22 protein-coding genes are annotated in these 26,599 nt (G+C 54.3%); 15 read left to right on the top strand and 7 right to left on the bottom strand.

Features of this window, described 5'->3' with window-relative positions; genetic code table 11:
- Positions 1-5 precede the first annotated feature (5 nt).
- Both glgA and glgB read right to left on the bottom strand, forming a co-directional pair.
- Positions 6-1,472 (bottom strand): glycogen synthase GlgA, encoded by a 1,467-nt coding sequence (gene glgA / locus MARLIPOL_RS07660; protein ID WP_012137480.1) that lies wholly within the window; start codon positions 1,470-1,472, stop codon positions 6-8.
- Entirely contained in the window at positions 1,469-3,355 is a 1,887-nt protein-coding gene (gene glgB / locus MARLIPOL_RS07655) for a 1,4-alpha-glucan branching protein GlgB (RefSeq protein ID WP_012137479.1), read from the bottom strand. The genes glgA and glgB overlap by 4 nt, the downstream gene beginning before the upstream one ends.
- 200 nt (positions 3,356-3,555) lie before the next feature.
- Between glgB and glgC the strand changes: the two genes are divergently transcribed.
- The 5 genes from glgC to glgP all read left to right on the top strand — a co-directional run bounded on the left by glgC (position 3,556) and on the right by glgP (position 11,121).
- Complete coding sequence (gene glgC, locus MARLIPOL_RS07650) at positions 3,556-4,821, top strand: glucose-1-phosphate adenylyltransferase (RefSeq protein ID WP_036190959.1); 1,266 nt, start codon at positions 3,556-3,558, stop codon at positions 4,819-4,821.
- Positions 4,811-6,538 carry a glycoside hydrolase family 57 protein gene (locus MARLIPOL_RS07645; protein WP_012137477.1) on the top strand — a complete coding sequence of 576 codons (1,728 nt, stop codon included), beginning with the start codon at positions 4,811-4,813 and terminating at the stop codon, positions 6,536-6,538. The genes glgC and MARLIPOL_RS07645 overlap by 11 nt, the downstream gene beginning before the upstream one ends.
- The gene (malQ, locus tag MARLIPOL_RS07640; protein WP_012137476.1) at positions 6,535-8,028 is read left to right on the top strand and encodes a 4-alpha-glucanotransferase; all 1,494 of its coding nucleotides are present in this window, start codon (positions 6,535-6,537) and stop codon (positions 8,026-8,028) included. The genes MARLIPOL_RS07645 and malQ overlap by 4 nt, the downstream gene beginning before the upstream one ends.
- Before the next feature lie 194 nt (positions 8,029-8,222).
- Positions 8,223-8,525: a PilZ domain-containing protein gene (locus MARLIPOL_RS07635; protein ID WP_012137475.1), complete on the top strand. Its 303-nt coding sequence runs from the start codon at positions 8,223-8,225 to the stop codon at positions 8,523-8,525.
- 82 nt (positions 8,526-8,607) lie between these two features.
- A complete protein-coding gene (gene glgP, locus MARLIPOL_RS07630) occupies positions 8,608-11,121 on the top strand; it encodes an alpha-glucan family phosphorylase (protein ID WP_012137474.1) in 2,514 nt (837 codons plus the stop codon).
- Between the two features lie 5 nt (positions 11,122-11,126).
- Here the strand turns inward: glgP and MARLIPOL_RS07625 are convergent, their stop codons facing one another.
- A complete protein-coding gene (locus MARLIPOL_RS07625) occupies positions 11,127-12,542 on the bottom strand; it encodes a TrkH family potassium uptake protein (protein WP_036191097.1) in 1,416 nt (471 codons plus the stop codon).
- Between the two features lie 251 nt (positions 12,543-12,793).
- Between MARLIPOL_RS07625 and MARLIPOL_RS07620 the strand changes: the two genes are divergently transcribed.
- From MARLIPOL_RS07620 to MARLIPOL_RS07610, 3 genes are all read left to right on the top strand, one after another.
- On the top strand, positions 12,794-13,342 hold the full coding sequence (locus MARLIPOL_RS07620) for a porin family protein (RefSeq protein ID WP_012137472.1): 549 nt from the start codon (positions 12,794-12,796) through the stop codon (positions 13,340-13,342).
- Between the two features lie 64 nt (positions 13,343-13,406).
- The gene (locus MARLIPOL_RS07615; RefSeq protein WP_012137471.1) at positions 13,407-13,982 is read left to right on the top strand and encodes an acyl carrier protein phosphodiesterase; all 576 of its coding nucleotides are present in this window, start codon (positions 13,407-13,409) and stop codon (positions 13,980-13,982) included.
- A complete protein-coding gene (locus MARLIPOL_RS07610; protein WP_012137470.1) occupies positions 13,979-14,578 on the top strand; it encodes an ATP-dependent zinc protease family protein in 600 nt (199 codons plus the stop codon). The genes MARLIPOL_RS07615 and MARLIPOL_RS07610 overlap by 4 nt, the downstream gene beginning before the upstream one ends.
- A gap of 51 nt (positions 14,579-14,629) precedes the next feature.
- On the opposite strand, the gene ycaC is transcribed toward MARLIPOL_RS07610, so the two are convergent.
- Entirely contained in the window at positions 14,630-15,250 is a 621-nt protein-coding gene (gene ycaC, locus MARLIPOL_RS07605) for an isochorismate family cysteine hydrolase YcaC (RefSeq protein ID WP_012137469.1), read from the bottom strand.
- Between the two features lie 87 nt (positions 15,251-15,337).
- Positions 15,338-16,207 carry a pirin family protein gene (locus MARLIPOL_RS07600; RefSeq protein WP_012137468.1) on the bottom strand — a complete coding sequence of 290 codons (870 nt, stop codon included), beginning with the start codon at positions 16,205-16,207 and terminating at the stop codon, positions 15,338-15,340.
- A gap of 119 nt (positions 16,208-16,326) precedes the next feature.
- Between MARLIPOL_RS07600 and MARLIPOL_RS07595 the strand changes: the two genes are divergently transcribed.
- On the top strand, positions 16,327-17,262 hold the full coding sequence (locus tag MARLIPOL_RS07595; protein WP_012137467.1) for a LysR substrate-binding domain-containing protein: 936 nt from the start codon (positions 16,327-16,329) through the stop codon (positions 17,260-17,262).
- On the opposite strand, the gene MARLIPOL_RS07590 is transcribed toward MARLIPOL_RS07595, so the two are convergent.
- Both MARLIPOL_RS07590 and MARLIPOL_RS07585 read right to left on the bottom strand, forming a co-directional pair.
- Complete coding sequence (locus tag MARLIPOL_RS07590; protein ID WP_012137466.1) at positions 17,259-18,251, bottom strand: patatin-like phospholipase family protein; 993 nt, start codon at positions 18,249-18,251, stop codon at positions 17,259-17,261. The genes MARLIPOL_RS07595 and MARLIPOL_RS07590 overlap by 4 nt on opposite strands.
- Positions 18,252-18,253: 2 nt before the next feature.
- Positions 18,254-19,759 (bottom strand): flavin-containing monooxygenase, encoded by a 1,506-nt coding sequence (locus MARLIPOL_RS07585; protein ID WP_012137465.1) that lies wholly within the window; start codon positions 19,757-19,759, stop codon positions 18,254-18,256.
- A gap of 119 nt (positions 19,760-19,878) precedes the next feature.
- Here MARLIPOL_RS07585 and MARLIPOL_RS07580 point away from each other — a divergent pair, with 119 nt between their 5' ends.
- The 6 genes from MARLIPOL_RS07580 to MARLIPOL_RS07555 all read left to right on the top strand — a co-directional run bounded on the left by MARLIPOL_RS07580 (position 19,879) and on the right by MARLIPOL_RS07555 (position 26,586).
- A complete protein-coding gene (locus MARLIPOL_RS07580) occupies positions 19,879-20,487 on the top strand; it encodes a TetR/AcrR family transcriptional regulator (protein ID WP_012137464.1) in 609 nt (202 codons plus the stop codon).
- Positions 20,488-20,632: 145 nt separating this feature from the next.
- The gene (locus tag MARLIPOL_RS07575) at positions 20,633-21,163 is read left to right on the top strand and encodes a YfiR family protein (RefSeq protein WP_012137463.1); all 531 of its coding nucleotides are present in this window, start codon (positions 20,633-20,635) and stop codon (positions 21,161-21,163) included.
- On the top strand, positions 21,160-22,614 hold the full coding sequence (locus tag MARLIPOL_RS07570; protein WP_051123112.1) for an ATP-binding protein: 1,455 nt from the start codon (positions 21,160-21,162) through the stop codon (positions 22,612-22,614). Before MARLIPOL_RS07575 ends, MARLIPOL_RS07570 begins: the two co-directional genes overlap by 4 nt.
- 53 nt (positions 22,615-22,667) lie before the next feature.
- Positions 22,668-23,126, top strand: coding sequence for a response regulator (locus MARLIPOL_RS07565; protein WP_012137461.1), 459 nt, complete (start codon positions 22,668-22,670; stop codon positions 23,124-23,126).
- Positions 23,127-23,136: 10 nt separating this feature from the next.
- On the top strand, positions 23,137-24,831 hold the full coding sequence (locus tag MARLIPOL_RS07560) for a GGDEF domain-containing response regulator (RefSeq protein ID WP_012137460.1): 1,695 nt from the start codon (positions 23,137-23,139) through the stop codon (positions 24,829-24,831).
- 24 nt (positions 24,832-24,855) lie between these two features.
- Complete coding sequence (locus tag MARLIPOL_RS07555; RefSeq protein ID WP_012137459.1) at positions 24,856-26,586, top strand: thiamine pyrophosphate-binding protein; 1,731 nt, start codon at positions 24,856-24,858, stop codon at positions 26,584-26,586.
- The last annotated feature ends 13 nt before the right edge of the window (positions 26,587-26,599 follow it).

Raw genomic sequence — 26,599 nt, 5'->3', positions numbered from 1 at the left:
CCCTGTTAGTCGTCAATAATGCTCTGTCGGGCGGCCAGAATTTGACGGTAAATATCGATATATTCCCGTGCGCGGGGCTGCCAAGAATAATCTCCGGCCATACCGTTGCGCTGGAGGCGCTGACGCGTATTCGGGCGATTAAAGCCTTCAAGTGCCCTTGTAAGAGCCGCCAGTAGCGCCGGTCGTTCCGGCGAGTCGAAAGTAAAGCCATTTGCCTGGTCAAACGGAACATGTTGGGGTTCGAAAACAGTATCCCTGAGCCCACCAACGCGGTGCACCACAGGTAGTGTTCCGTACCGCAGGCTGTACATCTGGTTCAGACCACAAGGCTCAAACCGGGAGGGCATGACAAACAGGTCAACCCCAGCGGTAATACGGTGGGCGAGCGCCTCGTTGTAACCCAATGTTACCGATAGCCTGCCGGGGTACTGTTCCGCGAGTTGGACAGCTGCTTGCTCGTACTCTCGAAGCCCCGACCCCAGAATTACGCACTGACAGCCTTTATCGAGTAAAGCAGGCAGCACATCCAGTAGGAGATCTATGCCCTTTTGCTCGACGAACCGACCGACGAAACCCAGCAACGGAGCTTCTGTGTTGGCTTCAAGCTCGACCTGTTGCTGCAGATCTTTGCGGCATTGTTGTTTGTCGAGTAGATGATCCACATCATAGTGATGATCAAGATACGGGTCGGATTCCGGATCCCATTGGCGGGTATCGATTCCGTTGAGAATTCCGGTAAGGGCGTGCTCACGATGTCGCAGCAAGCCGTCCAGGCCATAGCCAAGTTGCGGATTGCAGATTTCCTTCGCGTATCCCGGGCTGACTGTGGTCAGATGGTCGCTGAACACCAACCCGCCTTTGATAAACGACAGTTGGCCATGAAACTCCAGTTGGTCAAAGCGCCACAGAGAATCCGGTAACCCCAGTGACCGAAAGGTCTCGTGGGAGAAAAGCCCCTGATAGGCAAGATTATGGATGGTGAACACCGTCGCGGGACGTTTGTAACTGCTGTTCATCAAAACGGGTACCAGCCCGGTTTGCCAGTCATTGCAGTGGACCACATCCGGTATCCAGTTCAGATCGGCCTGACCCAGCGCCATCATGGTCGCTACCCGGGCGAACAGATGATACCGATGAGCATTGTCCCACCAATCGCTGCCTTCCTCGTTCTGATAAGGATTTCCGGGACGATCAAACAGGGGCGGGCAGTCCACGAGCCATAACGTCACAGACGAACCAGGAAGCTGAGTCTGCCAGAGCGTTACCGGATAGACACCGATTCGCAGTTGTGCCTTTCGGAGCGAACCGTTCTTCCTTGCTGCGGCCATTGCTGCCGGATAACCGGGCAGTAGAATGTGTACATCCTGATCCTGCTGATGCAGGGCTTCGGGCAAGCTTGCCGATACATCCGCAAGCCCGCCTGTTTTGATAACGGGGTAAACCTCACTGGTGACAAACAGTACCCGGATCATGGTTTGTGCTCCAGCACGATGGCACCCAACGGTGGTAGTGTCAGGCTTACCGAATGGGGTCTGCCCATCCACGGCACTTCCTCGGCTCTGATGGCCAATGGGTTGCCGAGATTACTGCCACCGTAATAGGTCGAGTCCGAGTTCAGTCGTTCCTGCCAATGTCCGTCACAAGGGACACCGATGCGGTAGTCAAATCGGGGCACCGGGGTATAGTTGATGATAACGACAACAGACCGATCGTCGGCTTTTCTAAGAAAGCTGATCACCGACTGGGGAGAATCGTGGCAGTCGATCCACTCAAAGCCATCCGGATGAAAATTGACCCGATGCAGTGCAGGCTGTTCTTTCAACAGGTGATTCAAGTCCCTGACCAGATGTTGTAGCCCCCGATGTGAGTCTTGCTCCAGAAGTCCCCAATCGAGTTCTCGTTTTTCACTCCATTCCCGTCGTTGGCCGAATTCGCCACCCATGAACAGCAATTTGGCGCCGGGGTAGGTGTAGAGGTAAGTGAACAGGAGCCGGAGGTTGGCCCGCTGCTGCCAATCATCCCCGGGCATCTTATTCAGCAGGCTGGCTTTCTCATGAACCACTTCGTCGTGGGACAGGGGCAACAAAAAGCGCTCGTTGAAGGCGTAGATCAAGCCGAACGTAAGTTTATCGTGGTGATACTGTCGATACACCGGATCCTGACTGAGGTAGTCCAGCGTGTCGTGCATCCATCCCATATTCCATTTCAGGCAGAAATCCAGGCCGCCGACCGATGCCGGCCGAGTCACCTGGGGCCATGATGTCGACTCTTCTGCAATTATCATGGTGCCGGGATAACGCTCACGGCAGACCTGGTTCAATTCCCGCAGAAAGGCGATGGCTTCCAGGTTTTCGTGGCCACCGTGAACGTTTGGTAGCCAATTGCCTTCAGTTCGCGAATAGTTCAGGTACAACATGGATGCCACCGCATCCACCCGTAGACCGTCAATATGGTAGGTGTCCAACCAGAACAGCGCACTGCCAATCAGAAAATTACGTACCTCGTGACGGCCGTAATTGTAAATCAGGGTTCCCCAATCCTGATGTTCACCCTGCCGGGGGTCTTCGTGTTCATACAATGCCGAACCATCAAATCGCGCCAGGGCGTGCTCATCCTTGGGAAAGTGTCCGGGTACCCAGTCCAGTATCACCCCGATGGAGTTTCTGTGACAGCAATCCACGAAATAGCGGAAGTCATCAGGGTTACCAAACCGGCTGGTCGGTGCATAGTAACCGGTAGTCTGGTAACCCCAGGATTCATCAAGCGGGTGTTCGGTGATCGGTAGCAGTTCAATATGGGTAAACCCCATCTCCCGGACGTAAGGCACCAGCTGCTCTGCCAGCTCCCGGTAATTCAGCCAACGACCGGATCCATGCACACGCCAGGAACCGGCATGAACCTCATAGACGGAGAGCGGTTGTTCTCGCCAGTTCCAACGGCTGCGGTGGAATAGCCAGTCGCCGTCACCCCAGCTGAAATGACTGCGTCGGGTGACAACCGCTGCGGTCGCTGGACGAGGCTCGAACGCCTGACCATAGGGGTCGGTTTTAATCAGCAACGCACCGTTAGCTGAAGTGATCGAAAACTTGTAAAGCCCGCCTTCTGGAACATCTGGAACAAACAACTCCCAGACACCGCTTTGCTCATGCTTGTACATAACATCAGCATTGCTGTCCCAATCGTTAAAGTCACCAATGACACTGACGGCTGCAGCGGAGGGTGCCCACACGGCAAAACGGACACCCTCCGCGCCTTTTTGTCGGCACAAATGAGCACCCAATACGTTGTATATATGCCAGTGTTTTCCCTGGCCGAAGAGGTGCAGATCAAACTCACTGAGGCTGGGGTTATCCATAATCCATCCTGATCTCTCCTGAAACAGAGCCACTCCATTGGACGCCAATCAGGCTGGCCAAATAATGACCTATGACAAGTTTACGTCATCTTCCCGGTGCTAGAGTTCTATAATGAGTATGTCGGTCAAAATATAGTCGACTCTGCCCTATAAGGTAATGGGAGGAGTAGAAGACCATTCAGGTTTTCAGGGAAGCCGCTATGCAAACTACGAAACGATTCGTTAGCCGACTCACGCGACAGACACTCGCGCTCGTGTTGGCCGGGGGCAGGGGAACACGTCTGTATGATCTCACCAAATGGCGCGCAAAGCCGGCGGTGCCTTTCGGTGGCAAATTCCGCATCATCGATTTCCCTCTATCCAACTGTATCAACTCGGGTATTGCTCAGGTTGGCGTCGTAACCCAGTACAAATCCCACTCCCTGATGCGCCATATCCAGCGCGGTTGGGGGTTCCTGAGAGGGGAGCTGGGTGAGTTTGTCGAGCTCCTGCCGGCACAGCAACGAATCGAAACCTCGTGGTATGAGGGGACGGCAGATGCCGTGTTACAGAATCTCGACATCATTCGCAGCCACGCTCCCGAGTATGTGCTGATACTGGCCGGTGACCACGTATACAAGATGGACTACGGCACGATCCTGGCGTCCCACGTCGAAAACGATGCGGATGTGACGGTAGGGTGCATTGAAGTACCACTCGACGAAGCCACTGCCTTTGGTGTGATGTCAGTTAATGACGAATTCCGGATTACCGAGTTTGTAGAAAAACCGGAACACCCTAAACCTCTACCGAAACAGCCGGGCAAGGCGCTGGCGTCCATGGGCATATATGTGTTCAGCACCCGGGTTTTGTTTGATGAATTGTTGCGTGATCATCAGCTTGCATCAGATTCTTCACACGATTTCGGCAAGGATATTATTCCTTCGATTATTTCCCGGCTGCGAGTCATGGCGTTCCCGTTCCGCAATCCCATGCTCAATTGCCCTGCCTACTGGCGGGATGTCGGCACCATTGATTCTCTTTGGCAGACAAACCTGGAACTGATTGGTGTCAGCCCGGAACTGAATCTCTATGACCCCGAGTGGCCAATCTGGACCTACCAGGAACAGCAGCCTCCGGCGAAGTTTGTGTTTGATGATGATGACCGCCGGGGTATGGCAGTGGACTCCATGCTGGCGGGAGGGTGTATCGTTTCGGGTGCACTGGTGCGGCACTCGCTGCTGTTTTCCCAGGTGCGGGTGCATTCCTATAGCACGGTTTCCGATGCGGTTATATTTCCTGATGTTGATATTGGTCGCCACTGCGAGATTCACCGTGCCATTATCGATCGAGGCTGTCGTATTCCGGCCGGCACCAAAATAGGCGTAGACTCCGAGAAAGACCGTGAGCGGTTTTACGTGTCTCCCAAAGGCGTTGTGCTCGTCACTCCCGAGATGCTCGGGCAGGATTACCCCCATGGCCTCTGACCAGAGTACCCCGGTTGTCTTCTGTTGGCATATGCACCAACCCGGATACCGCGATCTTAAAACGGGTACCTTTCTGTTTCCCTGGGTGTATCTGCACACCCTGAAAGATTACAGCGATATGGCCGCGCATCTTGAGGCCCATCCCGCCGCTAAAGCGGTGGTAAATTTCGCCCCGGTCCTGCTTGAGCAGATCGAAATCTATCTGGTGGACATCGAGCGCTGGCGTCATGGAGCAGGGGAGATCGGTGATCCTTTATTGGCGGCGCTGGTTGCCTCCCGTTTGCCTGATCCGGGAACGCCGGGATTTCTCGATATCGTGGAGAAGTGCTTGCGCGCCAACAATGAACGAATCATTCAGCGTTTTCCCGCCTATGCACGATTGGCGCAGCTTGCAGAGTTCTATCGCTCAAAGCCTGAAATGCAGCGGTATATCGCACCGGCGTTTCTCTCGGATCTGCTCGTCTGGTATCACCTTGGCTGGATGGGAGAGACCATTCGCCGCAGTAATAGCTGCGTACAGGCGCTGCAGGAGAAAGCCATGGGATTCAGCCTCGACGACCGTACTGCGCTGTTGAATGTCATCTTTGAAACACTTGCAGGCATAGGCCCCAGATACCGCCACCTGGCTCAGACGGGGCAGGTAGAGTTATCTGTCAGCCCATTCACACACGCCATGGTGCCGTTGCTGATTGATCTTGGCAGTGCCCGTGAGGCATTGCCAGAGATAGCATTACCGGAACACGCCAGTTATCCCAATGGCGACGCCCGCGCGCAATGGCAACTCGAAAAGGCCAGGGAGGTATTTCGTCGTTTCTTCGGCACCGAGCCCACTGGCTGCTGGTCTTCGGAAGGAGGCCTCAGTCAGCAGACACTGCACCATTTGCAACAGTCGGGATATCGCTGGACCGCCAGTGGTGATTCGGTTCTGCAAAACAGCCTTTCGCGGGCGCAGGCCGACGGATACGAGCCAGGAGATGGTTCTATTCACCAGCCTTACCAGTTCGGTGACGCCGACGTCACCGTTTATTTCCGTGATGACGGTTTATCGGACCTGATTGGATTCACCTATGCAGACTGGCACGCGGAGGATGCCGTAGGTGATCTTGTCCATCACATGGAAAATATTGCCTCCCACACCAGCCCGCACTCCCATCGAGTCATTTCAGTCATTCTGGATGGGGAAAATGCCTGGGAATACTATCCGGAGAATGCGTTCCATTTCCTGGGCGAGCTATACCGGGTACTGGAGAATCATCCTCGCCTGGCACTGACGACTTATCGTGAACTGTTGGAGAAGAGCGCCACTGAACCTCAGCATCTCCCGTCGATTGTTGCCGGGAGCTGGATTTACGGGACATTTTCAACCTGGATAGGTGATCCGGACAAGAATCGTGCCTGGGACCTGCTCTGTGAAGCCAAACAGCATTATGACCGTGCTATTGATAATGGCTCTCTGACCGCAGAGCAGAAACTGGCAGCAACAGAACAATTGGCGATCTGTGAAGGCTCTGACTGGTTCTGGTGGTTTGGAGATTACAATCCTGCCCAGGTAGTAAGTGACTTTGAGCACCTTTACCGCCGCCACCTGGTCAACCTGTATGAAATGATTGGCTATCCGGCCCCTCCGTCCGTATTCCAGACCCTTAGCCAGGGCAGTGGTGCTCCCGCTCGAGGTGGTGCAATGCGTCCAGGTCATGATTTCGATGGTGTGCTATGAGTCAGACCCGCAACTATCCAGAAGCGTTGGCGCGCCGCCGTGCAGGGGTGCTGCTCCACCCGACTTGCCTGCCGTCACTGCATGGTGTACTCGGCGACAGTGCCCGCCGTTTTGTCGACTTTATGACAGAGTCGGGCCTGTCTGTGTGGCAAACACTACCACTGGGGCCCACCCATGCCGACCTTTCGCCCTATCAATCCTTATCCGCACACGCTGGCAATCAGGACTTGATTGATCTTGGGGAGTTGGTTCACGTTGGCCTGATCAGAGATATCGAACTGACTGATAGCGAAACAAGGATTGAACGGCAGTCGATATTGGCCACGGCCTGCGACCGTTTTTTCAAGCATACAGAAGAACGGTTTCATGGCCCTACGCTAGCCGAATTTGAGGCGTTCCGTAAGGCAAACGAGAGCTGGCTTGAGGACTACTGCCTGTTCAGTGCCATTCGCGGGGTCTACCCGGAAGAAAGCTGGCTGTCCTGGCCCGCGGAACTGAGAGACAGGGACCCCGTTGCTCTTGAGAGTTTTTCGGCGACTCATGCAGAAACCATACGAAGGCTGCAATTCGAGCAATTTCTGTTTGATCACCAATGGCATAGATTACGAGAGTACGCCCACGAGCGCGGCATTCTGATGTTTGGCGATATTCCCATCTTTGTCGCTCACGACAGCGCCGATGTGTGGGCTGCGCCCCATCTGTTCAAGCTGAATGCGTCGGGTGAACCCCAGTTCGTGGCTGGTGTGCCGCCGGACTACTTCTCTCCGGAAGGGCAGCATTGGGGAAATCCGCTTTACGATTGGCCGGTCATGGCCCAGGACGGTTATCAGTGGTGGATGTCGCGACTTGAAACCCAGCGGCGTTTTTTCGATCTGATTCGCATCGATCACTTCCGGGGATTGCAGGCGTATTGGGAAATTCCCGCTGAACACCCCACTCCTCATAATGGCTACTGGGTAGCCGGCCCCGGACACGATTTTCTTGACGCTTGCTTTCAACGCTTTCCGGATCTACCCCTGGTGGCCGAGAATCTGGGCATTATCAGCGATGATGTTGAAAATCTGCGTCACCAATTCCAGTTGCCGGGCATGACCGTTATACAGTTCGGTTTCGATGGCAGCGCGGCCAATCCCCATCTGGTTCACAATCACCGGCGACATGATCTGGTCTATTCAGGCACCCATGATAATGACACCACTCTGGGTTGGTACCTGAACCTTGATGAACACACCAGGGATTACGTAGACAACTACCTGGGCCATTCAAGTGATCCCATGCCCTGGCCAGCCATCCGAACGGCCTTTCAATCCGTCTGCCAGCTTGCCGTCATCCCCATGCAGGACCTGCTTGGACTGGATGGTCGCGGGCGGTTCAATACACCAGGAACAACCACTGGCAACTGGACCTGGAAGCTCGACTGGGGCCAATGCCCAGCCAACTTGCCAGCACATCTGGGCCACCTTGTGCGACTATACGGAAGATTTCCCTAGTACCCACAGTACATTACAAATCAGGCACCACTTTTTGACCTGAATCAAGAGCGGATTGTGCTCAAAGGCGCTATGATTTGAACACTATTTGCTCAATCCGGAAGCGCTGTCAACCAACAGTGGGAGGCTCCATGGAACACCGAGTTAGCAAACGTATTTTGGGAAAACTAGGGCTCCTCGTATATAGGCGCGGGATGCCTGTCGCAACAGGACAGATCCGGGATGCCAGCAAACGCGGCCTTTTTATCGCTACGGATTACACCGACGTTCAACTGAACCAGACCGTCGAGCTTGAATTCCGATTCCCGGATAGAAAGGAGAAAGCTTTCCGTCGTCTCAAGGCTCAAGTGGTCAGAAAATCCGATCAAGGTCTGGGTGTAGATCTGGAGGGACTGGATAATGATGGGTTCACCATATCCGCATTGCTGTCATGGCTTCAGAAGCACAATCACATTGTCAGTTACTTTCCGCCCATTCGTCAGAACTACTTTCATTGAGCACGCCAATGTCGTCGATCCGGGATGAACACCATGGGACGACACTGCACACTGATTTCGCGAACTAGCGGTTAGTCAGATCATGCCGGCACCTGCGGGGCTGTACCTGCATTGGAAATTGCCCGGGGAGCTTACCGGGTTGGCTGACCTTGCCCTGGATCTCCGATGGACGTGGCATCACGGCAGCGACGTACTGTGGCGAACCATTGACCATGAGTGTTGGGATGCAACGCACAATGCCTGGCTGGTACTTAACAGTGTGTCAGGTAAACAACTACTGACCCTTGCCGAAGACGCTGATTTCATCGCCCTTTTGACTGCTCAACTCGCAGCCTACGACGAGTTTTGCCAATCTGCGACCTGGTTTGGTGCAGCCTATCCGGAAACACTGAAGGGCCAGGTTGCCTACTTCTGCATGGAATACGGATTAGCCGCCTGCTTGCCGCTGTACTCCGGCGGGCTGGGCGTTTTGGCGGGAGATGCCCTGAAGGCAGCAAGTGACCTTGGCGTTCCCGTCATCGCAGTGGGTTTGCTGTACCAGCAAGGTTATTTTCGTCAGGAAGTGAATACTGACGGGGAGCAAGTAGAGTTTTACCCCTACAACGACCCTACCATGCTGCCGCTGATGCCCCTCAGAGATGACCAGGAAGACTGGGTGAGGGTGGCTGTGGATCTCCCGGGCCGCTCAGTCCGCCTGCGTGTCTGGATCGCTCGTATCGGGCGCTGCCGTCTGTTGCTACTCGACAGCAACGATCCCCGTAACGAACCCAAGGACCGCGGTATCACCAGCGAACTTTATAGCGGGGATTCGGAAAAGCGCCTCCAACAGGAAATGATGTTAGGGCTGGGAGGATGGCGTTTACTTCAGCGCATGGGAATTCAACCTTCGGTCGTTCACATCAATGAGGGACATTGCGCCTTTGCGCTACTGGAGCAAATCCGAGCGCTGTGCAACGCTACGGGTATGGGGTTCGAAGCCGCCAGACTGGCAACCAGAGCGGCCAATCTGTTCACAACACACACATCGGTTGCTTCCGGTTTCGATCTGTTTCCTGTCAAACTTATCAGCCAGTATTTTTCAGATTACCTGAGGGAAGTCGGGCTGGGTCTGGATGACTTTTTACAGTTGGGCCAGGCTGGCGGCCGCTTCTCTGATGACTTCAACATGAGTTACCTGGCCATTCGCCTGAGCGGTCGTCTGAATGCCGTTAGCCGTGTTCATCAGGAGGTATCACGACATATCTTCAGTGACCTGTTCCCGCAATGGCCTCTGGACGATATCCCGGTAGACTATGTGACGAATGGCATACACACCCCTAGCTGGGATTCCCCGGAAGCGGATGCAATCTGGACCGAAGCCTGCGGCAAGAACCGATGGTGTGGCAGTCTGGAGAAGATCTACCTTCCTTCTGTCTCCATCAGCGACGAACGCCTGTGGGAAATGCGAAGCAAACAGCGTCACCGGCTGATTCGCTTTCTTCGTGGACGACTCCATACCCAGCACTGTGAACACGGAAACGGGACAAATGCAGAAGCTTCCTGCGGACTGCTTCTTGATAATGAGGCGCTGACGCTCGGGTTTGCTCGCCGCTTTACCGATTACAAGCGTCCGGACCTGTTGCTGAGAGATGAATCTCGCCTGCTCCGGTTATTGAATGACCGGGATCGACCGTTGCAGGTTGTAATGGCCGGTAAGGCCCACCCGAATGACCTGCATGGCAAGGCACTTATCCGGCGCTGGAAACAGTTCATTAAACGGTCCGACATGCACGGCCGGGTTGTATTCATCGATGATTACGATCTGGACGTGGCGACCGAACTGATCCAGGGCGTGGATGTCTGGCTCAATACCCCGAGACATCCGTGGGAGGCCTGTGGAACCAGCGGCATGAAAGTGCTGGTAAATGGCGGCCTGAACCTGTCCCAATTCGACGGTTGGTGGGCTGAGGCCTGGCGGCCCGACGTCGGCTGGGCGATACGGCGGGACGCGTCGTTATTCCGGCTGAGTAATTCGTCGGAATACGATGAGGAGGACGCAACAGAACTTTTCACGCTTCTGGAACAACAAGTTATACCAGGTTTTTATGATTTTGATTCAGCTGGCCTGCCCAGGAAATGGTTAGCGATGATTCGCAACAGCATGGAAACACTGACCCCCCTGTATTCCGCCAACAGGATGGTGCGGGAATACACCGAGCAATTTTATATACCAATGGAGAAAAGGCGTCAGGAGCGGTCCGCACAGCATACCCAGTCCCTGGTACTGCAACTGCAGCAGCTTCAGAAACAGTGGCCGCTGCTCAGGTTTGGCCTAATGGATTGCGTCGAACACGGCGACAACCTGGAAGTTTCCGTTCAGGTTTATATGGACGAGCTCGACCCCGGGTTGTTGAAACTGGAACTGGTGGCGGACGAATCCGAATATGGTGGCCGTGTCGTCATGGAAATGCGTGGGGAACACGCCATGAGTGGAAACTATTTATTTCGCTGCCGTGTGCCGATCAGGCCACTGGAGCATTACACGCCAAGGTTGGTGGTGGGCGACTGCCGGCTGAACCTGCCGCTGGAAGACCCCCGGATCCTCTGGCGGTCATAAGTCAATCAGCTTCGCCAGAAAGCAGGGGATAGCACAATCACCACACTCAGGATTTCCAGGCGCCCCATCAGCATACCGACCGACAAAATCCATTTGGCAGCATCGGGCAGTGACGTGAATGTTCCTGCTGGACCGATAATGGCGCCCAAGCCGGGGCCGACGTTGGTCAGGGCGGTCAGGGCACCGGAAATACTGGTGATGAAATCCAGTTGCAGGGCGGCTAATGCCACTGTTAGCAGCAGCAGGCAGAGCAGGAAAATGAAGCTGTAGGCAATCATAGAGGAAATGATTTCGTCGCTCACCGCACGGCCGTTATAGTTACGCGTCAGCACTGCTCGCGGGTGAAGCAGACGCATCAACTGTTCCCTCAGCACGATGAGTGACAACTGGAAGCGGAAAATCTTCATGCCGCCGGCAGTTGATCCGGAGCAACCGCCCACAAACATGAGGAAGAAGAACAGGACAAACGCGAGGGGGCCCCACGCGGAATAATCCTCGGAGGCATACCCTGTCGTGGTAACCACGGAAGTAACGTTGAACAATGTGGCGACGTAGCCATGAATGGGGTCAAATTCCTCGACCGATACGTGCCACCGATGGAGGGTCAGCAGCGCTGGTACAACCAAAAGAATGGTTAAAAACAGACGAACCTGCTGGTCTCGCCATAGCACACCCCGTTGACCATGCATCTCCCGCACAAACAGGAAGAACGGCATGCTCCCGATCATCATGAACAGGGCTCCCTGGAGCAGTATCAGGTCCGAGTCAAACTTACCCATGGATGAGTCCGACGTCGAGAAGCCGCCCGTGGCAATGCTGGTGAGTCCGTGGTTAAAAGCATCAAACAATGTCATGCCTGACAGCCAATAGGTCGTTACGGCAAGCACTGAAAATATGACGTAAACAAGCAGCAGACCTCGGCTGAGGGTTTTCATACGAGGCAGTGCCTTGTCCGTCCATTCCGATGATTCGGTGGCAAACAGGCGCATACCACCCACCCTCAGGAACGGTAGCACGGCGACGAACATACCGATGATCCCGATTCCTCCAATCCATTGCAGAATAGAGCGCCAAAGCAAGAGGTCCCGATCCATGGTATCCAGCCCTGTCAATACGGTCGCGCCAGTGGTGGTGATACCGGAGGTACCCTCGAATAGTGCATCCGTTATTGAGATACCGTTATCACTCAGATAAAACGGTAGTGAAGATAACACTGCGATGATGAACCAGCTCGAAACCGTCAGAACAAACATGAATCGGGGTTTCAGGTCACGGGGCTGGCGATAGGTGGCAACAATTCCCAGGAGCCCAATCGCAAATACGATAGCGGCAGATTCCGCAAACGCCATTGCATTAGGCGCCTCAGAACCTGATAGAAGTATGACCGGTAACGTCATGAAAATACTCAAGAGCACGAACATGACGCTGACAATAAAGATTACGGGGTTAAGGTTTCTCAAAGGAAGCTCAAGCCGACTGAACAGAGAGACGGCGTCAGAATACATGCGGCCTGACGCATTCGCAAGGTAACAAGGGCCTGCGGCAACGGCCTTACCGGGGAATTAATTCACTGTAAATATCAGGTAAATCCGGATCCATGCTCTGGATAAATTCGTTGGTGTAGTGCAACTTCTTAAAACAACGGTGAAAACCAGCAAGGAGCATTAACTGTATGAAAACCTCACGCTCATTGGTATTTGGACTGACCGCCCTCGCGGGTAGTATGGCTGCGTCGCCCGCAATGGCGAATGACATGTACAAGTCAGGTGTCGGCGGTCTGTACGCCGGCTTGAACTACACCTTTTTCAATCTGGAGGACAACTCTGACGATGTGGACGTTGGTGCTTTGTCCGCCAAGGTGGGGGCGCTGGCTACACCTTACTTCGGCGTGGAGGCCCGGGCGGGCTTTGGCGTCGACGATGATCGCGTCGGTGGCGTCGACTACTCCGTGGATAATTTCTTCGGCGGGTACGCTACGCTCAACCTGGCCAATGAATCACCGGCCACGCCTTATGTTATTTTCGGCCTGACCCGGGTGGAACTTGAAGCCGAAGGGCCATTCACAACTGTGACCGACGATGACTCCGACTTCTCCTATGGTGTTGGCGTCAATATTGAAATGGCACCACAGGTGTCCGGTAATCTTGAATATATGCGTTATTATGACAAGGACAACGTCACTGTTGATGGCCTGGGCCTCGGTGTGACTTTCAATTTCTGATCAGGGACGCTTCCCGGGATGGCAGGGAAGGGATTCCCGCCATTAAGCCTTACCTGGAGTCTACTTGAACCATCTTGCCCATCTGTTCCTCGCGCCGGACTCTCCCCACGCCCGCATTGGCAGCGTGATGGGGGATTTCGCCAGAGGACTGAAAGTCCGGGAGCTCCCACCAACGGTACGGGCCGGCGTGCACCATCATCGCGCCGTGGATAGTTTCACAGACAGCCACCCCGAAGTACTTGTCAGCAAGCGACTATTCTCGCAGCAGCGGCGCCGTTTTGCAGGCGTTGCGCTTGATATCCTCTATGATCACTACCTGTTAAGACATTGGCAACAATTCAGCAATGTCGATTCTGGTACCTTCATCGACACTGTTTACCAGGAGTTCCGGGACTACGAATACCTGATGCCCGATAAAATGAAAAGGGTGACCCGGAACATGGTGGAGAATGACTGGTTCGGTACGTACGCTGACCTCGATAGCGTGGGTTTTGCACTGAACCGAGTTGCCCAGCGTATCCGTTTCCAGCATCAGTTTTTCGATATCATCGACGAGATAAAAGAGAACGATCGGGAATTGGAACGCCAATTCCTGACATTTTTCCCAGAACTGATTAAGTATGCCGGAGATGTTTCATGAAGTTAGCCGTAGGACTCACCTTCGCAGCCATGTTGGCCTCATCCGTTCCTGTCCAGGCCGAGGATCAACAGGATCAGGAGCGCCCACCGGAATCCCTGGGGTTCGTGGAGTGGATTGTGCTTCAGGACACCGGGTTGCGTCTGAAGGCACGGCTGGATACCGGGGCTAAAACATCCTCGCTTCATGCGGTCAACATCGAGCCCTTTGAGAAAGGAGATGAGGAGTGGGTGAGCTTCCAGGTACCCCTTGCCGATCACCGAGACCAGGAAAAAGGAGAAAACGGTACCGAGGCTGAAAACGTCGTCCTGGAATTTGAACGCCCGGTGGATCGAACCGTCCTGATCAAACGAAAAGGGGCACCATCCCAACGGCGGTATGTGGTGCGGATGGAGTTCTGCATCGCCGGTTCTACCCATGAAACGGAGTTTTCCCTGGCCGACCGTGGGCGGTTTTCCTATCCAGCGTTGTTGGGCCGACGCTTCATGAGTGACGACAACATTCTGGTCACGTCATCAGAGAGCTTCCTGGCTGAAAACAAATGCGAACATACCACTCTGGATGAACTGGCACAGAATGGGAAAAATCTGGCGAAATAGCAGATTCGCGACCACACCCGCAGGGACTGCGAGTGTGGTGCGTGCTAAATATTAGCCATTCTTGACGGTATAGCTCTGAATCAGGTTTGCATAGTGTGGTAGATGGTTGGCGAGGATACCACCAAAGCCTTCGATATCATTACGCCAGTCACGGTGCAATTCACAGCCAACACTGAACCAGTTCATCAGTTGTGCCCCGGCCTGTTCCATGCGGCTCCAGGCTGCGTCGCGGGTGGTCTGGTTGAAGGTGCCGGATGCATCTGTTACGACAAAAACCTCATAGCCTTCTTCAAGCGCAGAGAGCGTCGGGAAAGCAACACAGACGTCGGTAACAACGCCAGCAATCAGCAATTGCTTCTTGCCCGTGGCCTTAACAGCTTTTACAAATTCTTCGTTATCCCAGCAGTTGATCTGGCCTGGGCGAGCGAAGTAGGGCGCATCCGGGAACATTTCCTTGAGTTCCGGTACCATCGGACCGTTGGGGCCATCCTCAAAGCTGGTGGTCAGAATGGTCGGAATGTCGAAGAACTTGGCGATGTCCGCAAGCGCCAGCACATTGTTCTTGAAATCGTCCGGAGAGAAGTCCCGTACGAGAGAAAGCAGTCCTGCCTGGTGATCGACCATCAGCAGCGCCACATCATCCTTATCCAATCGATTGTATTTAAAAGCCATTTCCCTTCTCCTTCATTTCAGGTGGGTTCTAATTACCGGCCCCAGGTTGAGGGACCGGATCCTACCGCTAGCCATCACCTGTTCTGACTAGCGGTGAAGAATGCCGAACTTTCCATTCTGAAAGTCCGCGATAGCCTGATGGATTTCAGCCTCTGAATTCATGACAAAGGGGCCGTGTCCAACTACTGGCTCATTAATCGGTTCTCCTGTGAGTACCAGTAACCGGGCATCGTTGTTTGATTCAAACTGCAGTTCCTGGCCCTGGCGCTCGAAGCAGGCAACTTCCGCTTCTCGCAGCACTTCCGATCCATTTGACTGCACCGTACCCTTAAGCACCACGACAATGGCGGTGTGTCCTTCCGGGGCTGTCAGAACGACATCGGCTCCCGGTTCCAGCTTCAGGTCCCAGACGTTCATGGGTGTATGGGTCTTCGCTGGGCCCATGTGGCCCTGGTATTCACCAGCGATTACCCGCAGACTCCCAACGTAATCGCCCAGCGAGATGTCTGGAATGTCTTTATTCAGCAGGGTTTGATAGGCAGCAGGCACGTCTTTCGCCCGGGCAGGGAGGTTGACCCAGAGTTGGACCATCTCCAGGACACCGCCGCGCTCAGTGAATTCACCGGAATGAAACTCCTCGTGAACGATACCGGCGCCAGCGGTCATCCACTGCACGTCACCTTCACCAATCAAACCGCCGCTACCGGTAGAGTCCCGGTGCTCCAGTTCACCTTGCAGAACCAGGGTGACCGTCTCAAAACCACGGTGGGGGTGCTGGCCGACACCGCGCCGATGGGTACCAGGCTGGAACTGTGCGGGCCCGGCATAATCCAGGAGCAGAAAAGGGCTGATATTGTTGGCGCCCATTCGATCGTAGGACAGTAGCGACCGAACGGGGAAACCATCACCCACCCAATGACCATTGGGTGTGCTATAGGTGGTCAGTATCTGTTTCATGCGCTCCCCCTTATCTGAATATTAGATCGGCGTTGATTAGGTTCAAGATAGGGGAACGGAGTTGGCCTGAGTAGGTAGCAAAAATTATAATCTGTGTTCTATATATAGGACTCTGAACTATGCAGGACTTGAACGACCTCTTTTATTTTGTGCAGGTAGTGGAGCACGGGGGCTTTGCGCCGGCCGGGCGTGCACTGGGAGTGCCCAAATCCAAACTGAGCCGACGTATTGCGCTGCTCGAGGAACGCCTGGATACCCGGCTGATTAACCGTTCAACACGTCGATTCAGCGTCACGGAGCTGGGCAAGGAGTATTATCGCCACTGCGTCGCCATGCTGGTTGAGGCTGATGCCGCGCAGGAGCTAATTGATCGTTCCCGCTCCGAGCCCCGTGGTTGTATCCGGATGAGTTGCCCACCAGGACTGATCTATTTTCTGGTGGCGCCACTGGTTGTTCAGTTCATGGAGCTGTACCCAGAGGTCAAAATAGAACTGGTGGCCACCAGTCGCCGCGTCGATGTGATCAAGGAGGGGCTCGATCTGGCGCTCCGGGTCCGGTACCCACCGATTGAAGACAGCGGCCTGACCATGAAGGTTCTGTCCAGGAGCCCCCAATACCTGATGGCGTCAAAAGCTCTGGTGGAACGCTCCCCAGAAATCGGATCGCCTGAAGACCTGACTCGATTGCCAAGCATCGACTTCGAGCAGGCCGATGGGCAGCACATCTGGTGCCTGGATGGCCCGGATGACGTCTCGGTGCAGGTTCACCACAAGCCCCGCCTGGTCACGGACGATGTATTCACTCTCAGGCAGGCTGCACTTGCCGGCCTGGGTGTGGTGAAAATGCCGCTCATTGTTGGCGGGCGTGACCTGATAGAGGGGCGGTTGGTGAACGTACTGCCCGGCTGGCAGCCCCGCGGAGGCATTTTCCACGCCGTCTTCCCGTCCCGCCGCGGTCTGCTGCCGGCGATCCGTGCATTTCTGGATTACCTGTCAGAGCAGGTGGATGAGGTGGACTTTCCAGAGCCTGAGCAGAGTATTACGCGGATGTCTTAAATCTGCGTATCGTTGTTATCGATGACGATCCCCGCTTCGTGTAATGCCTTCTGAACGGTCACCGGCGCAACTTTGGTTGCTGATTGGAATACCCGATGGCGTCGCCCGGGATCCATCATGTTGTAGCCAATAGCCTGCAAAACCTCGGTTGAGGGCTCCAGTCTGATGACCTGTTTTCCGGCGCGTTGCAACAACTCTACTTCCCGATCCACAATCCGCGTCATGTACCGACGCGCCACGCGTTCAATACGTGCAAACAGTGACGGATTGGACTCAATGGTGCGCGATGACATCGGCGCCACCACAACCACAACGTCGAGATCGCTGTCCGCCAATAAATCCGCGGAGACGGGAGAGGTAATTCCACCATCCAGATAGGTTCTTCCACCTATCGCAACGGGTGGACACCAGGCCGGCACGCCGTAGGAGGCGCATACAGCATCGACTAGTGATGCATCGGGGGCGTCTGGACGACCAAAGCCTACACGCTCACCGCTATCATTATCGACTGCCATGATCCAGCAGTTGTCGTGTGGGGACCACTGGCCCTCCGGTACGTGGGTATTAATCAGTTGCCGGAACGGTGTCATGTCGAACTGCCCCTGCGGTAGTACCCCGCAGATAGCCGTTAGTGGAGGTACTTCACCTCGCAATCCCTTTCTCAACAACGGTAACCCGGAAAACTGCAGCTTAGGCAATGGCGGATGCCAGGTCCCCCAGGATGTATCGTGATTCCAGTCGCAACCGGAAGACTGGGATTTACTGCCCAGCGAGCCTTCCATCACATCAATCGACACGCCTGCCGACAGCAGGGCAGCCAGCACTGCGCCGACAGAGGTGCCAATCAGCACATCCGCAGAGCGAGCATCCCACGCCAGTTGTCGCTGTAATTCCGCCAGAATCGGAACCGACCACGCCGCACCAGCCACCGCACCGCATCCCAGCGCCAGGCCGACCTTTTTGTTGCTCAAACTAACATTGGAAGTCACGATCAGTTTCCCCTTTGTTGGAAAGTGTAGGCACGCTTATCCCAGCGACTCAGCAGTGATCGCATTTTCATGGTGTGCCAGGGGAAGCCCACGGAGTTCTTGCCATTGGCGTCCAGGTAATAACTGGAACATCCGCCAGTATTCCAGACCGTTGTTTGAAGCTTTTTCTGAATGACGGCGTTGTACCGGCGTTGCACCTCCGGCCGAACATCGAAGCGTGCAATATTTTTGCGGCGCATGTTCTTTAAGGTATCCATGATGTACTGGATCTGGGATTCGATGACGATGTACGCCGAGTTGTGACCGATACCCAGGTTCGGGCCAAGCATCAGGAAGAAGTTGGGAAAACCGCTGACAGTAGTGCCTTTGTAGGCTTCGGGGCTGCCTTGCCATTTCTCCGCCAGGGTCTGGCCATCGGCGCCCGTTACCTGCTCAGCAATCGGGACATCGGTCACGTGAAAACCAGTGGCCAGGATTATGACGTCGACTTCACGCTCACTACCGTCGCTACCCACCACCACGTTGCCGCGAATTTCCTTAACGCCGGAGGCCAGCACTTCCACATTCTGTTCCGCCAGGGCCGGGTAGTAGTCATTCGACATCAGCACCCGCTTACAGCCCATGGTGTAATCCGGGGTGAGCTTCCGACGGAGGGTTTCATCCTTGATGTAATAACGGATATGAGCCTTCGCAATTCTCTGCGCCTGCCTGAGTATGGCCGGATAACGGAATCCAACGCCCATCAATTCAAACGCACTATACAAGGTCTGACGCACGCCATTCAGCGTAAACGGCCATTTATAAAACCGTTTCTCGAGTTCAGCCGTGGCGCGGTTTGGCTTTGGCAAGACCCATTGCGGCGTTCTCTGGTAAAGGACCAGTTCTTTAGTAAACGGCTGGATTTCCGGGACAAACTGGATCGCTGACGCACCAGTTCCTATGACCGCTACCCGTTTTCCAGTCAAGTCAGCTTCATGATTCCAACGAGATGAATGGAACCATTCCCCGGTAAATTCCTGAAGGCCGGACAGCTCAGGAATGATGGGTTCGTGCAAGTACCCCACACAGGAAATCAGTGTATTGGCGTAGTAGAATCCCTGTGCCGTTCTGACCTCCCACTGACAACGTTCCTCCAACCAACGAGAATGTTCAACTGGCGTCTCGAAGCGAATAAAAGGTAGCACTCCGTAGTGTTCGGCGGTGTGACGCACATAAGACAGAATTTCTGCCTGGCCAGCAAAGGTACGGCTCCAGGAAGGATTCTGAGCAAAAGAGAACGAATAGAGTGCTGACGGTACATCGCATTCACAGCCTGGATAGGTATTGTCGCGCCAGGTACCGCCAAGGCCCGATGCTTTTTCCAGCAAGACAAAGTCCCGGTTACCTGATTCAAGCAACTTGATGGCGGCACCGATGCCGCTGATTCCGGCACCAATAATCAACACATCATAGGTTTCAGGCGCTGTACTTTGTGAATGTGGCGGGGTTACGGCTTCACGGGTAGTCATCGCGATTATCCTGGGTTAAAGGTGTTCAAGCTTTCGCATACGGTATCGTATGTGGAATAATCTGAACGCATACGGTATCGTATGTCAATGGCTTATCGAGCAAAGAGCAAGGCACGCGCATGACATCCACAAAAACTGCACCGTCTCGTGAAGCCGCCAAAAAGGCGAGCAGGGAAGCCCTGGTGAAATCCGCCATGGAATTATTTCCCGACAAGGGGTTGGACGTCAGCCTGGACGACATCTGCGCTCACGCCGGTTATACCCGGGGCGCCTTCTATGTGCATTTCAAGAACCGTGACGAGCTGACCTTTGAGGTCATGGGGCGGGTTGGGGAAGAGTGGCTGGATTCCATCTTTGAGGATGCCAGGGAGAAGGAGGGCGATCTGATAGGACTAATGCAACGGTTCCTTGGAGAGTTGATGCGCGGGACCTATCCCATCTCCCGCAGCGGGATCAGGCCTTACCAATTACTTGATGCTTGCGCCAGATCTCCCGCAATTCACGACCGTTATCTAGAATTCGTGCGCGATAGCGTTCGTCGCCTGGCCGTATACGTCACCAACAGTCAGATGAAAAAGCAGATCCGGCCGGACCTGGATTCCGAGCAACTGGCTTCGATAATGATTACAGTCGTTATCGGGACACACACGCTGTACGACCTGGATTATCCCATCGATTTAGCGCGTACTTCTGCCACGCTGTTGCAGTTGTTGGCAGTTAACAACTAAACCATTAGAAGCTGCCTCGATAAAACACGGTTCGCCACCACTGATGCGCGAACATTTGACGGCAGCCTGTTCGGTGCTAACCTTCGATAAGCACACGGCTTTCACGTGAATTTTCCGATATAACCTTCTGCTGTTTGGCCGACTTGTGAGGGATCACCTGAAATACTTCATATTTACAATCCTCTGCTTGTGCCTCGGCCTGGCACCCGCCAATGGTTCAATACGGTCTGAATACGAAGTCAAAGCAGCCTTTCTATACAATTTCACCCGTTTTGTGAGATGGTCTCAAGTTGTCGACAGCACCGCTCCGCTGATCGTTTGCGTTGTTGGTGATGATCCGTTTGGCGAACTGCTCGACCCCCTGCGGGGTCGCAAATCCCAAGGCCGGGAACTTCAGCTTCGGTACCCTGACAGTACCTTTGAGCTCACCGGGTGTGATGTGCTCTATATCAGCCAGTCGCAGTCCCGAAACCTCCCCGAACTCATCAACCTGGCCCGACAGGAAGGCATGCTCACGGTCAGCGACCTACCGGACTTTATTCGGAAAGGAGGCATGCTTGGTTATGTAAAAAAAGGCAACGTCATCCGCTTTGAAATCAACCTGAAAGCTGCAACGGAAGCGGGCCTGACAATTAATTCCCGTCTTCTGGAACTGGCGGTGAGGGTGTTGCGATGATGAGGGGGTGGCGTTATTGGCGGCTTAAAACCAAGCTCCTGTTCCTGACGCTGTTTGTCAGTACCCTGGGAATAGCCCTGGTCTGCGCCAGTCTGATTTTCGTTGAAAACCGGAACTATAAAAAACAGCTTGAATCCGAACTTCATGTGATCGCAGGCATTCTCGCGGAGCAGTCTGCCGCAGCCCTGGTATTTGAAGATAACGTACAGCTCACCAGCATCATTTCCAGCCTTGAGCGCATCAATACCATCCGGCAGGCATGTGTTTACAACGAGCAGGATAACTTCATGACATCCCTGGTCGGCATTGACGAACAACCATGTCCAAGCCTTGACCAGCGCCTGGAGTTGGGGTTTGTCGACGACGTTTATCGACTGTTAATGCCCGTCAGCCTGGGAAACGAAACCGTTGGCAGGCTTTTCCTCAGCTCGCACCTTGAAGTGTTACGAGGCCATATCCGGACCTTTGTCTGGGTGGCTATAGGGATTGGTAGCACGATTCTACTCGCCCTTGTTTTTCTGGCGCTGAGACTCCAGAGAATTGTGTCCGGCCCCATTCTTACGCTGTCCGAGACCGCGGAGCGTATCGCCATGAACCACGATTATTCCATTCGTGCGCCGGTCTCCGGCACCGATGAGCTGGGGCGTCTGGGGAACACCTTTAATGAAATGATTGGCACGATTCAACAGCAGAACCTTCGGATTCTCGAGAGCCGCGACAATCTGGAGCGTGTCGTGGACGCCAGAACCTCTGAACTGAGCATGGCAAACCGTGAGCTGGAAGCTTTCAGTTATTCCGTATCCCACGATTTGCGACAACCCCTGAGGGCCATTGAGGGGTTTGGACAGGCATTGGAAGAAGACTGCGGTGAACATCTCAATGACGTTGGAAAGGACTATTTAAGACGCATTCGCGCAGCGAGCGTGAGGATGGCAAGCCTGATCGATGGGTTGCTGATTTTGTCACGTGTCAGTCGACAGTCGATGGAAAACCACTCCATCGACCTGAGTCAAATGTTGCGGGAGATAACAGACGAACTTAAGGACATCAGTGACCATCCGCCCGCGGAAATACATATACAGCCAGGCATGCAGGTTGTTGGTGATAGCAGGATGTTGCGAATTGTCTTTCAGAACCTGCTGGGGAATGCGTGGAAATACAGCTCCAAGGAGAAAAAACGGGTCATTGAAGTATCAGCAACCCTGGAGGGCAGCGTAATCGCTATCGAAATACGGGATAACGGCGTTGGTTTCGACATGCGGTATATCGACAAACTCTTTGTTGCCTTTAATCGTCTGCACACACCGTCGGAGTTTGGGGGCACCGGAATCGGTCTGGCCACGGTTTACCGGGTGATTCGCCGCCACCATGGCACTATTTCCGCCACATCGGAAGTGGGGAAGGGGGCCAGTTTTGTTGTGAAGTTGCCTGTTTCCGGAGATCAACGCTAGACTGATACGTAGCGTAGCAATGCTGATGCAATTCATTGAAAGAGCAATAAAATATGGACGCTCATTCAATCCTTGTGGTTGAAGACAACCCGGACGATCAGGTTCTTACCATCCGAGCGCTGAAGAGTGCCAGTGAGAACAGTCCTGTGATCGTACTCGAGGATGGACAGGAAGCCCTCAATTATCTGTTTGGGGACGAAGCTGGACACTCCTGCAGAAACCTGGATTCACTGGGTGTGGTTCTGCTTGATGTCAAACTCCCGAAAGTCAGCGGTCTGGAAGTACTTAAACAAATTCGATGCTCGCCGCGTACTAATTGGCTGCCGGTGGTGATGGTCACGTCCTCCGATGAACCAGCCGACCTGCTGGACGCCTATCGGCTGGGAGCCAACAGTTTCATCACCAAGCAGATCAATTATCGGGAATTTACTGAACAGATGACCGTACTTGCCCGGTATTGGCTACAAATCAACAAAGTGCCAAAAGCCGGCTCGGCCCCCTCAATTGGGTAAGGTAGATCCCATGAATGACACAGCCAGCCCGTTACGAATGTTGATTGTCGAGGATTCGGAAGACGATGCCCTGCTTCTGCTGCGGGAGTTACGCAAGGGAGGCATCACCCCCTATCATGAATTGGTTGATAGCGAGGAACGCCTGAGTAACGCTCTTAGCCAGGACAAATGGGACATTGTCATCACCGACCATAATATGCCTGGTTTTTCCTCGTTCCGGGTGCTGGAGCTGGCAGGAAAATACTGCGCGGACCTGCCGGTAATTATTGTGTCCGGGACCATCGGTGAGGGGGTTGCCGTCAAGGCCATGAAAGCCGGCGCCCAGGATTACATCATGAAGGACAATCTGTCCCGGCTGATTCCGGCTATTGATCGTGAGGTGAGGGAAGGCTACGTACGTCGGGCTAAACGTTTGGCGGAGACAACCCTCGAACACATGGCCTACCATGACAGCCTGACCGATCTGGTAAACCGCCGTGAATTCGAACGTCGGGTGGTACAGTCTCTGGAAGACACCCACGCCAACGATAACAGCCGGCATGTATTGCTTTACCTTGACCTTGACCAGTTCAAGATCATCAACGATACCTGTGGACACATTGCCGGGGATCACCTTTTAAAGCAGATAGCGGCTTTGCTGTCACACCATATCCGTTCCGACGATACCCTGGCGCGCCTGGGAGGCGACGAGTTCGGGATACTCCTGCGGGGCTGCAACGAAGTTGACGCTCAGAATGTCGCCGACAAACTGTGCGACGAAGTCAGCGACTATCGGTTTGTATGGCAGAACAAGCCGTTTTCCATTTCCCTCAGTATCGGCATGGTGCTGGTTAACCGTGACTACCGTAGTGCTGGAGAATTGCTCAGCCATGCCGACCTGGCCTGTTATGCAGCGAAAGACCGCGGGCGTAACAACGTTCAGCTGTACAAATCGAACGACGTCGAGATGCTACAGCGCCAGAGCGATATGCGCTGGACCAGCCGAATCCAGCAGGCCCTGCAAAGCGGCAGCTTTTGTCTCTGGCAACAGGACATGGAGGGGCTCCAGCCGAATTCCGTCGACGGGTATCAAACGGAGTTTCTGGTTCGGCTAAAGGAAGGGGGAAATATCATCCCGCCCGGCGCATTTATCCCCGCAGCCGAACGCTTCGGCCTGATGACCAGGGTCGACCGGAAAGTCATTGAACTGGCGTTTCAATACCTCGACCGGACCGGCCTTGGTCGTAAAGACGCAGGTACGTTTTTTATAAACCTGTCCGGGAGTTCGTTCAATGAACCAGAATTGTTCCTTTTTATCCGCCAGATGGCGGAGCGGCATAAATTGAACCCTGAACGCATTTGTTTCGAGATCACTGAAACGTCGGCCATTGCCAACCTCAATGCGACGCAACGATTCATCCAGAATGCCAAACAGTCAGGCTTCAAGTTCGCGCTGGATGATTTTGGCGCCGGCATGAGTTCCTTCTCCTACCTTAAAGCCCTGCCGGTGGATTACCTGAAGGTAGATGGCGGTTTCGTCCGCAACCTGCTCGATGATTCTATTGATCTCGGCATTGTCGACGCCTGCAACCGGATTGCCCACGCTGCCGGGCTCAAGACAGTTGCCGAGTTCGTTGAGAATGACGCGATAAAGACCCGGCTGGTTGAACTGGGACTTGATTACGCTCAGGGGTTCGGGATTTCGAAACCGAAGCCATTGATATGATAGGCCTGAAGGTAAGGACTATAGATGCTCGAGAATGGTGACTTGATTCTGCGCTATCTTGAGCGCCTTGGGGTTGAGTATGTGTTTGGCGTTCCAGGAGGCAGCATTGAACCGCTCTACGATGCGCTGGCACGGAGCGAACGCCGTGGTGGTATTCGGCCCATCACCGCCCGCCACGAATGTGGCGCTGCCTTTATGGCGGAGGGCTACGCCAGAGAAACAGGGAAACTCGGCGTATGCTGCTCTACTGCAGGTCCGGGAGCGACGAATCTGCTCACAGGGGTAGCGTCAGCTTATGCCGACGGCATTCCAATGCTCGTTATATCCGCTCAAACAGCACTCGATAAATTTGGCCAGGGTTCCCTTCAAGAGACATCTTGTACCAGCATTCATACTGTTGAAATGTTTGCCCGGTGCACTCGATACAATACTTTGGTGTCGCACCCTGCCCAACTGGAAACCAAACTGCTTCAGGCTGTGAGTCATGCCATGAGCAACCAGCCTGGGCCAGTTCACCTGAGCATCCCCCTGGACGTCATGCGGCACAGAAATGCCGATGCGGTGGACCCTGGATTACTCCACGCATTTCTCCACCATGATGTGGCTCCCAATCCAACTTCGGTCCAGGCACTTTTGAAAGAGTTGGCCGCGGCCTCCAAAGTCACACTGGTGCTGGGTGAAGGCGCTGCTGAGGCAAGCGACATGTTGGTTGCTCTGGCGGAAGCCAGAAATTGGTTAATAGTTACAACCCCGCGTGGGAAAGGGCTCATCGATAGCTTTCATCCACTTTATCGTGGCGTATTTGGCTTTGCCGGCCACGACAGCGCGACCGATGCACTCAAGCAGGAACACGCCGAACGGGTGGTGGCTATTGGTACGGCTCTGGACGAGGTGTCGACCTGTGGCTGGGATCCGACAACGATACTGTCCGACCGGCTGATCCATCTTTCCAGCAATCCGACACATCTGAGCCGTTCAACCATGGCAAGGTTGGTGATTCTAGGGTCTCCAAAACTCCTGTTTGAGTCAGTTTCGAAGATTCTCATCAAGGGCCCGGACCTTAAACCGATGCAAACGATGGGCGGCGATGACGGCTTGCCCACCAACACCCGGTTTGACGAGGCTGACAGGTGTTTCGATCGTACCGGCCGTATTAAGCCACAGGCGCTGATGAATTATATGAGTCGGATCTGCCCCCTGGATACTCGCGTGCTTATGGACACCGGGAACAGCTTTCTATGGGGCATCCATTACTGGCACGTACGGCGGCCCAACAGCATGTCGCCTGCGAAGAGCCTCTTTAACATTGGGCTGGGCTTTGCATCCATGGGCTGGGCGATCGGCACCTCAGTTGGTATGGCAGCAGCAAACCGGGAGCACCCGGTGGTCTGTTTCACAGGTGACGGCAGCTATCTTATGGTTGGCCAGGAATTGACGGTTGCGCTTCAGGAGAACCTGAATGTCCTGATGCTGGTACTGAATGATTCCTCACTGGGCATGGTTAACCACGGACAGAAACTCAGCGGGGGAGAACAGATCGCGACCCGGATACCTGAAGTGGATTTTACCATGATGGGGTGCGCACTGGGCGTCGAATCCTACAGAGTCGAAACCATGGAGCAGTTGGAAGATCTGGATTTTCCCGACATATTCTCCCGCCCCGGCCCCTGCCTGCTGGAGGTCATCGTTGACGCGGATCAGATACCTCCCATGGGAGCAAGAATGAAGGTGTTAACCAGTTCAATACAAAACTGACAATGAACCAGGG

The organism is Marinobacter lipolyticus SM19, assembly GCF_000397065.2.
GTDB classification, from domain to species: domain Bacteria; phylum Pseudomonadota; class Gammaproteobacteria; order Pseudomonadales; family Oleiphilaceae; genus Marinobacter; species Marinobacter lipolyticus.
Note: the sequence above shows the minus strand (reverse complement) of the source record. Positions and strands in the feature narration are given on the sequence as shown.

Excerpts from the sequence above, each read along its gene's own strand:
- glgA (WP_012137480.1), bottom strand. The coding sequence starts at position 1,472 with ATGATCCGGGTACTGTTTGTCACCAGTGAGGTTTACCCCGTTATCAAA.
- glgB (WP_012137479.1), bottom strand. The coding sequence starts at position 3,355 with ATGGATAACCCCAGCCTCAGTGAGTTTGATCTGCACCTCTTCGGCCAG.
- glgC (WP_036190959.1), top strand. The coding sequence starts at position 3,556 with ATGCAAACTACGAAACGATTCGTTAGCCGACTCACGCGACAGACACTC.
- MARLIPOL_RS07645 (WP_012137477.1), top strand. The coding sequence starts at position 4,811 with ATGGCCTCTGACCAGAGTACCCCGGTTGTCTTCTGTTGGCATATGCAC.
- malQ (WP_012137476.1), top strand. The coding sequence starts at position 6,535 with ATGAGTCAGACCCGCAACTATCCAGAAGCGTTGGCGCGCCGCCGTGCA.
- MARLIPOL_RS07635 (WP_012137475.1), top strand. The coding sequence starts at position 8,223 with ATGCCTGTCGCAACAGGACAGATCCGGGATGCCAGCAAACGCGGCCTT.
- glgP (WP_012137474.1), top strand. The coding sequence starts at position 8,608 with ATGCCGGCACCTGCGGGGCTGTACCTGCATTGGAAATTGCCCGGGGAG.
- MARLIPOL_RS07625 (WP_036191097.1), bottom strand. The coding sequence starts at position 12,542 with ATGTTCGTGCTCTTGAGTATTTTCATGACGTTACCGGTCATACTTCTA.
- MARLIPOL_RS07620 (WP_012137472.1), top strand. The coding sequence starts at position 12,794 with ATGAAAACCTCACGCTCATTGGTATTTGGACTGACCGCCCTCGCGGGT.
- MARLIPOL_RS07610 (WP_012137470.1), top strand. The coding sequence starts at position 13,979 with ATGAAGTTAGCCGTAGGACTCACCTTCGCAGCCATGTTGGCCTCATCC.
- ycaC (WP_012137469.1), bottom strand. The coding sequence starts at position 15,250 with ATGGCTTTTAAATACAATCGATTGGATAAGGATGATGTGGCGCTGCTG.
- MARLIPOL_RS07600 (WP_012137468.1), bottom strand. The coding sequence starts at position 16,207 with ATGAAACAGATACTGACCACCTATAGCACACCCAATGGTCATTGGGTG.
- MARLIPOL_RS07595 (WP_012137467.1), top strand. The coding sequence starts at position 16,327 with ATGCAGGACTTGAACGACCTCTTTTATTTTGTGCAGGTAGTGGAGCAC.
- MARLIPOL_RS07585 (WP_012137465.1), bottom strand. The coding sequence starts at position 19,759 with ATGACTACCCGTGAAGCCGTAACCCCGCCACATTCACAAAGTACAGCG.
- MARLIPOL_RS07580 (WP_012137464.1), top strand. The coding sequence starts at position 19,879 with ATGACATCCACAAAAACTGCACCGTCTCGTGAAGCCGCCAAAAAGGCG.
- MARLIPOL_RS07570 (WP_051123112.1), top strand. The coding sequence starts at position 21,160 with ATGATGAGGGGGTGGCGTTATTGGCGGCTTAAAACCAAGCTCCTGTTC.
- MARLIPOL_RS07565 (WP_012137461.1), top strand. The coding sequence starts at position 22,668 with ATGGACGCTCATTCAATCCTTGTGGTTGAAGACAACCCGGACGATCAG.
- MARLIPOL_RS07560 (WP_012137460.1), top strand. The coding sequence starts at position 23,137 with ATGAATGACACAGCCAGCCCGTTACGAATGTTGATTGTCGAGGATTCG.
- MARLIPOL_RS07555 (WP_012137459.1), top strand. The coding sequence starts at position 24,856 with ATGCTCGAGAATGGTGACTTGATTCTGCGCTATCTTGAGCGCCTTGGG.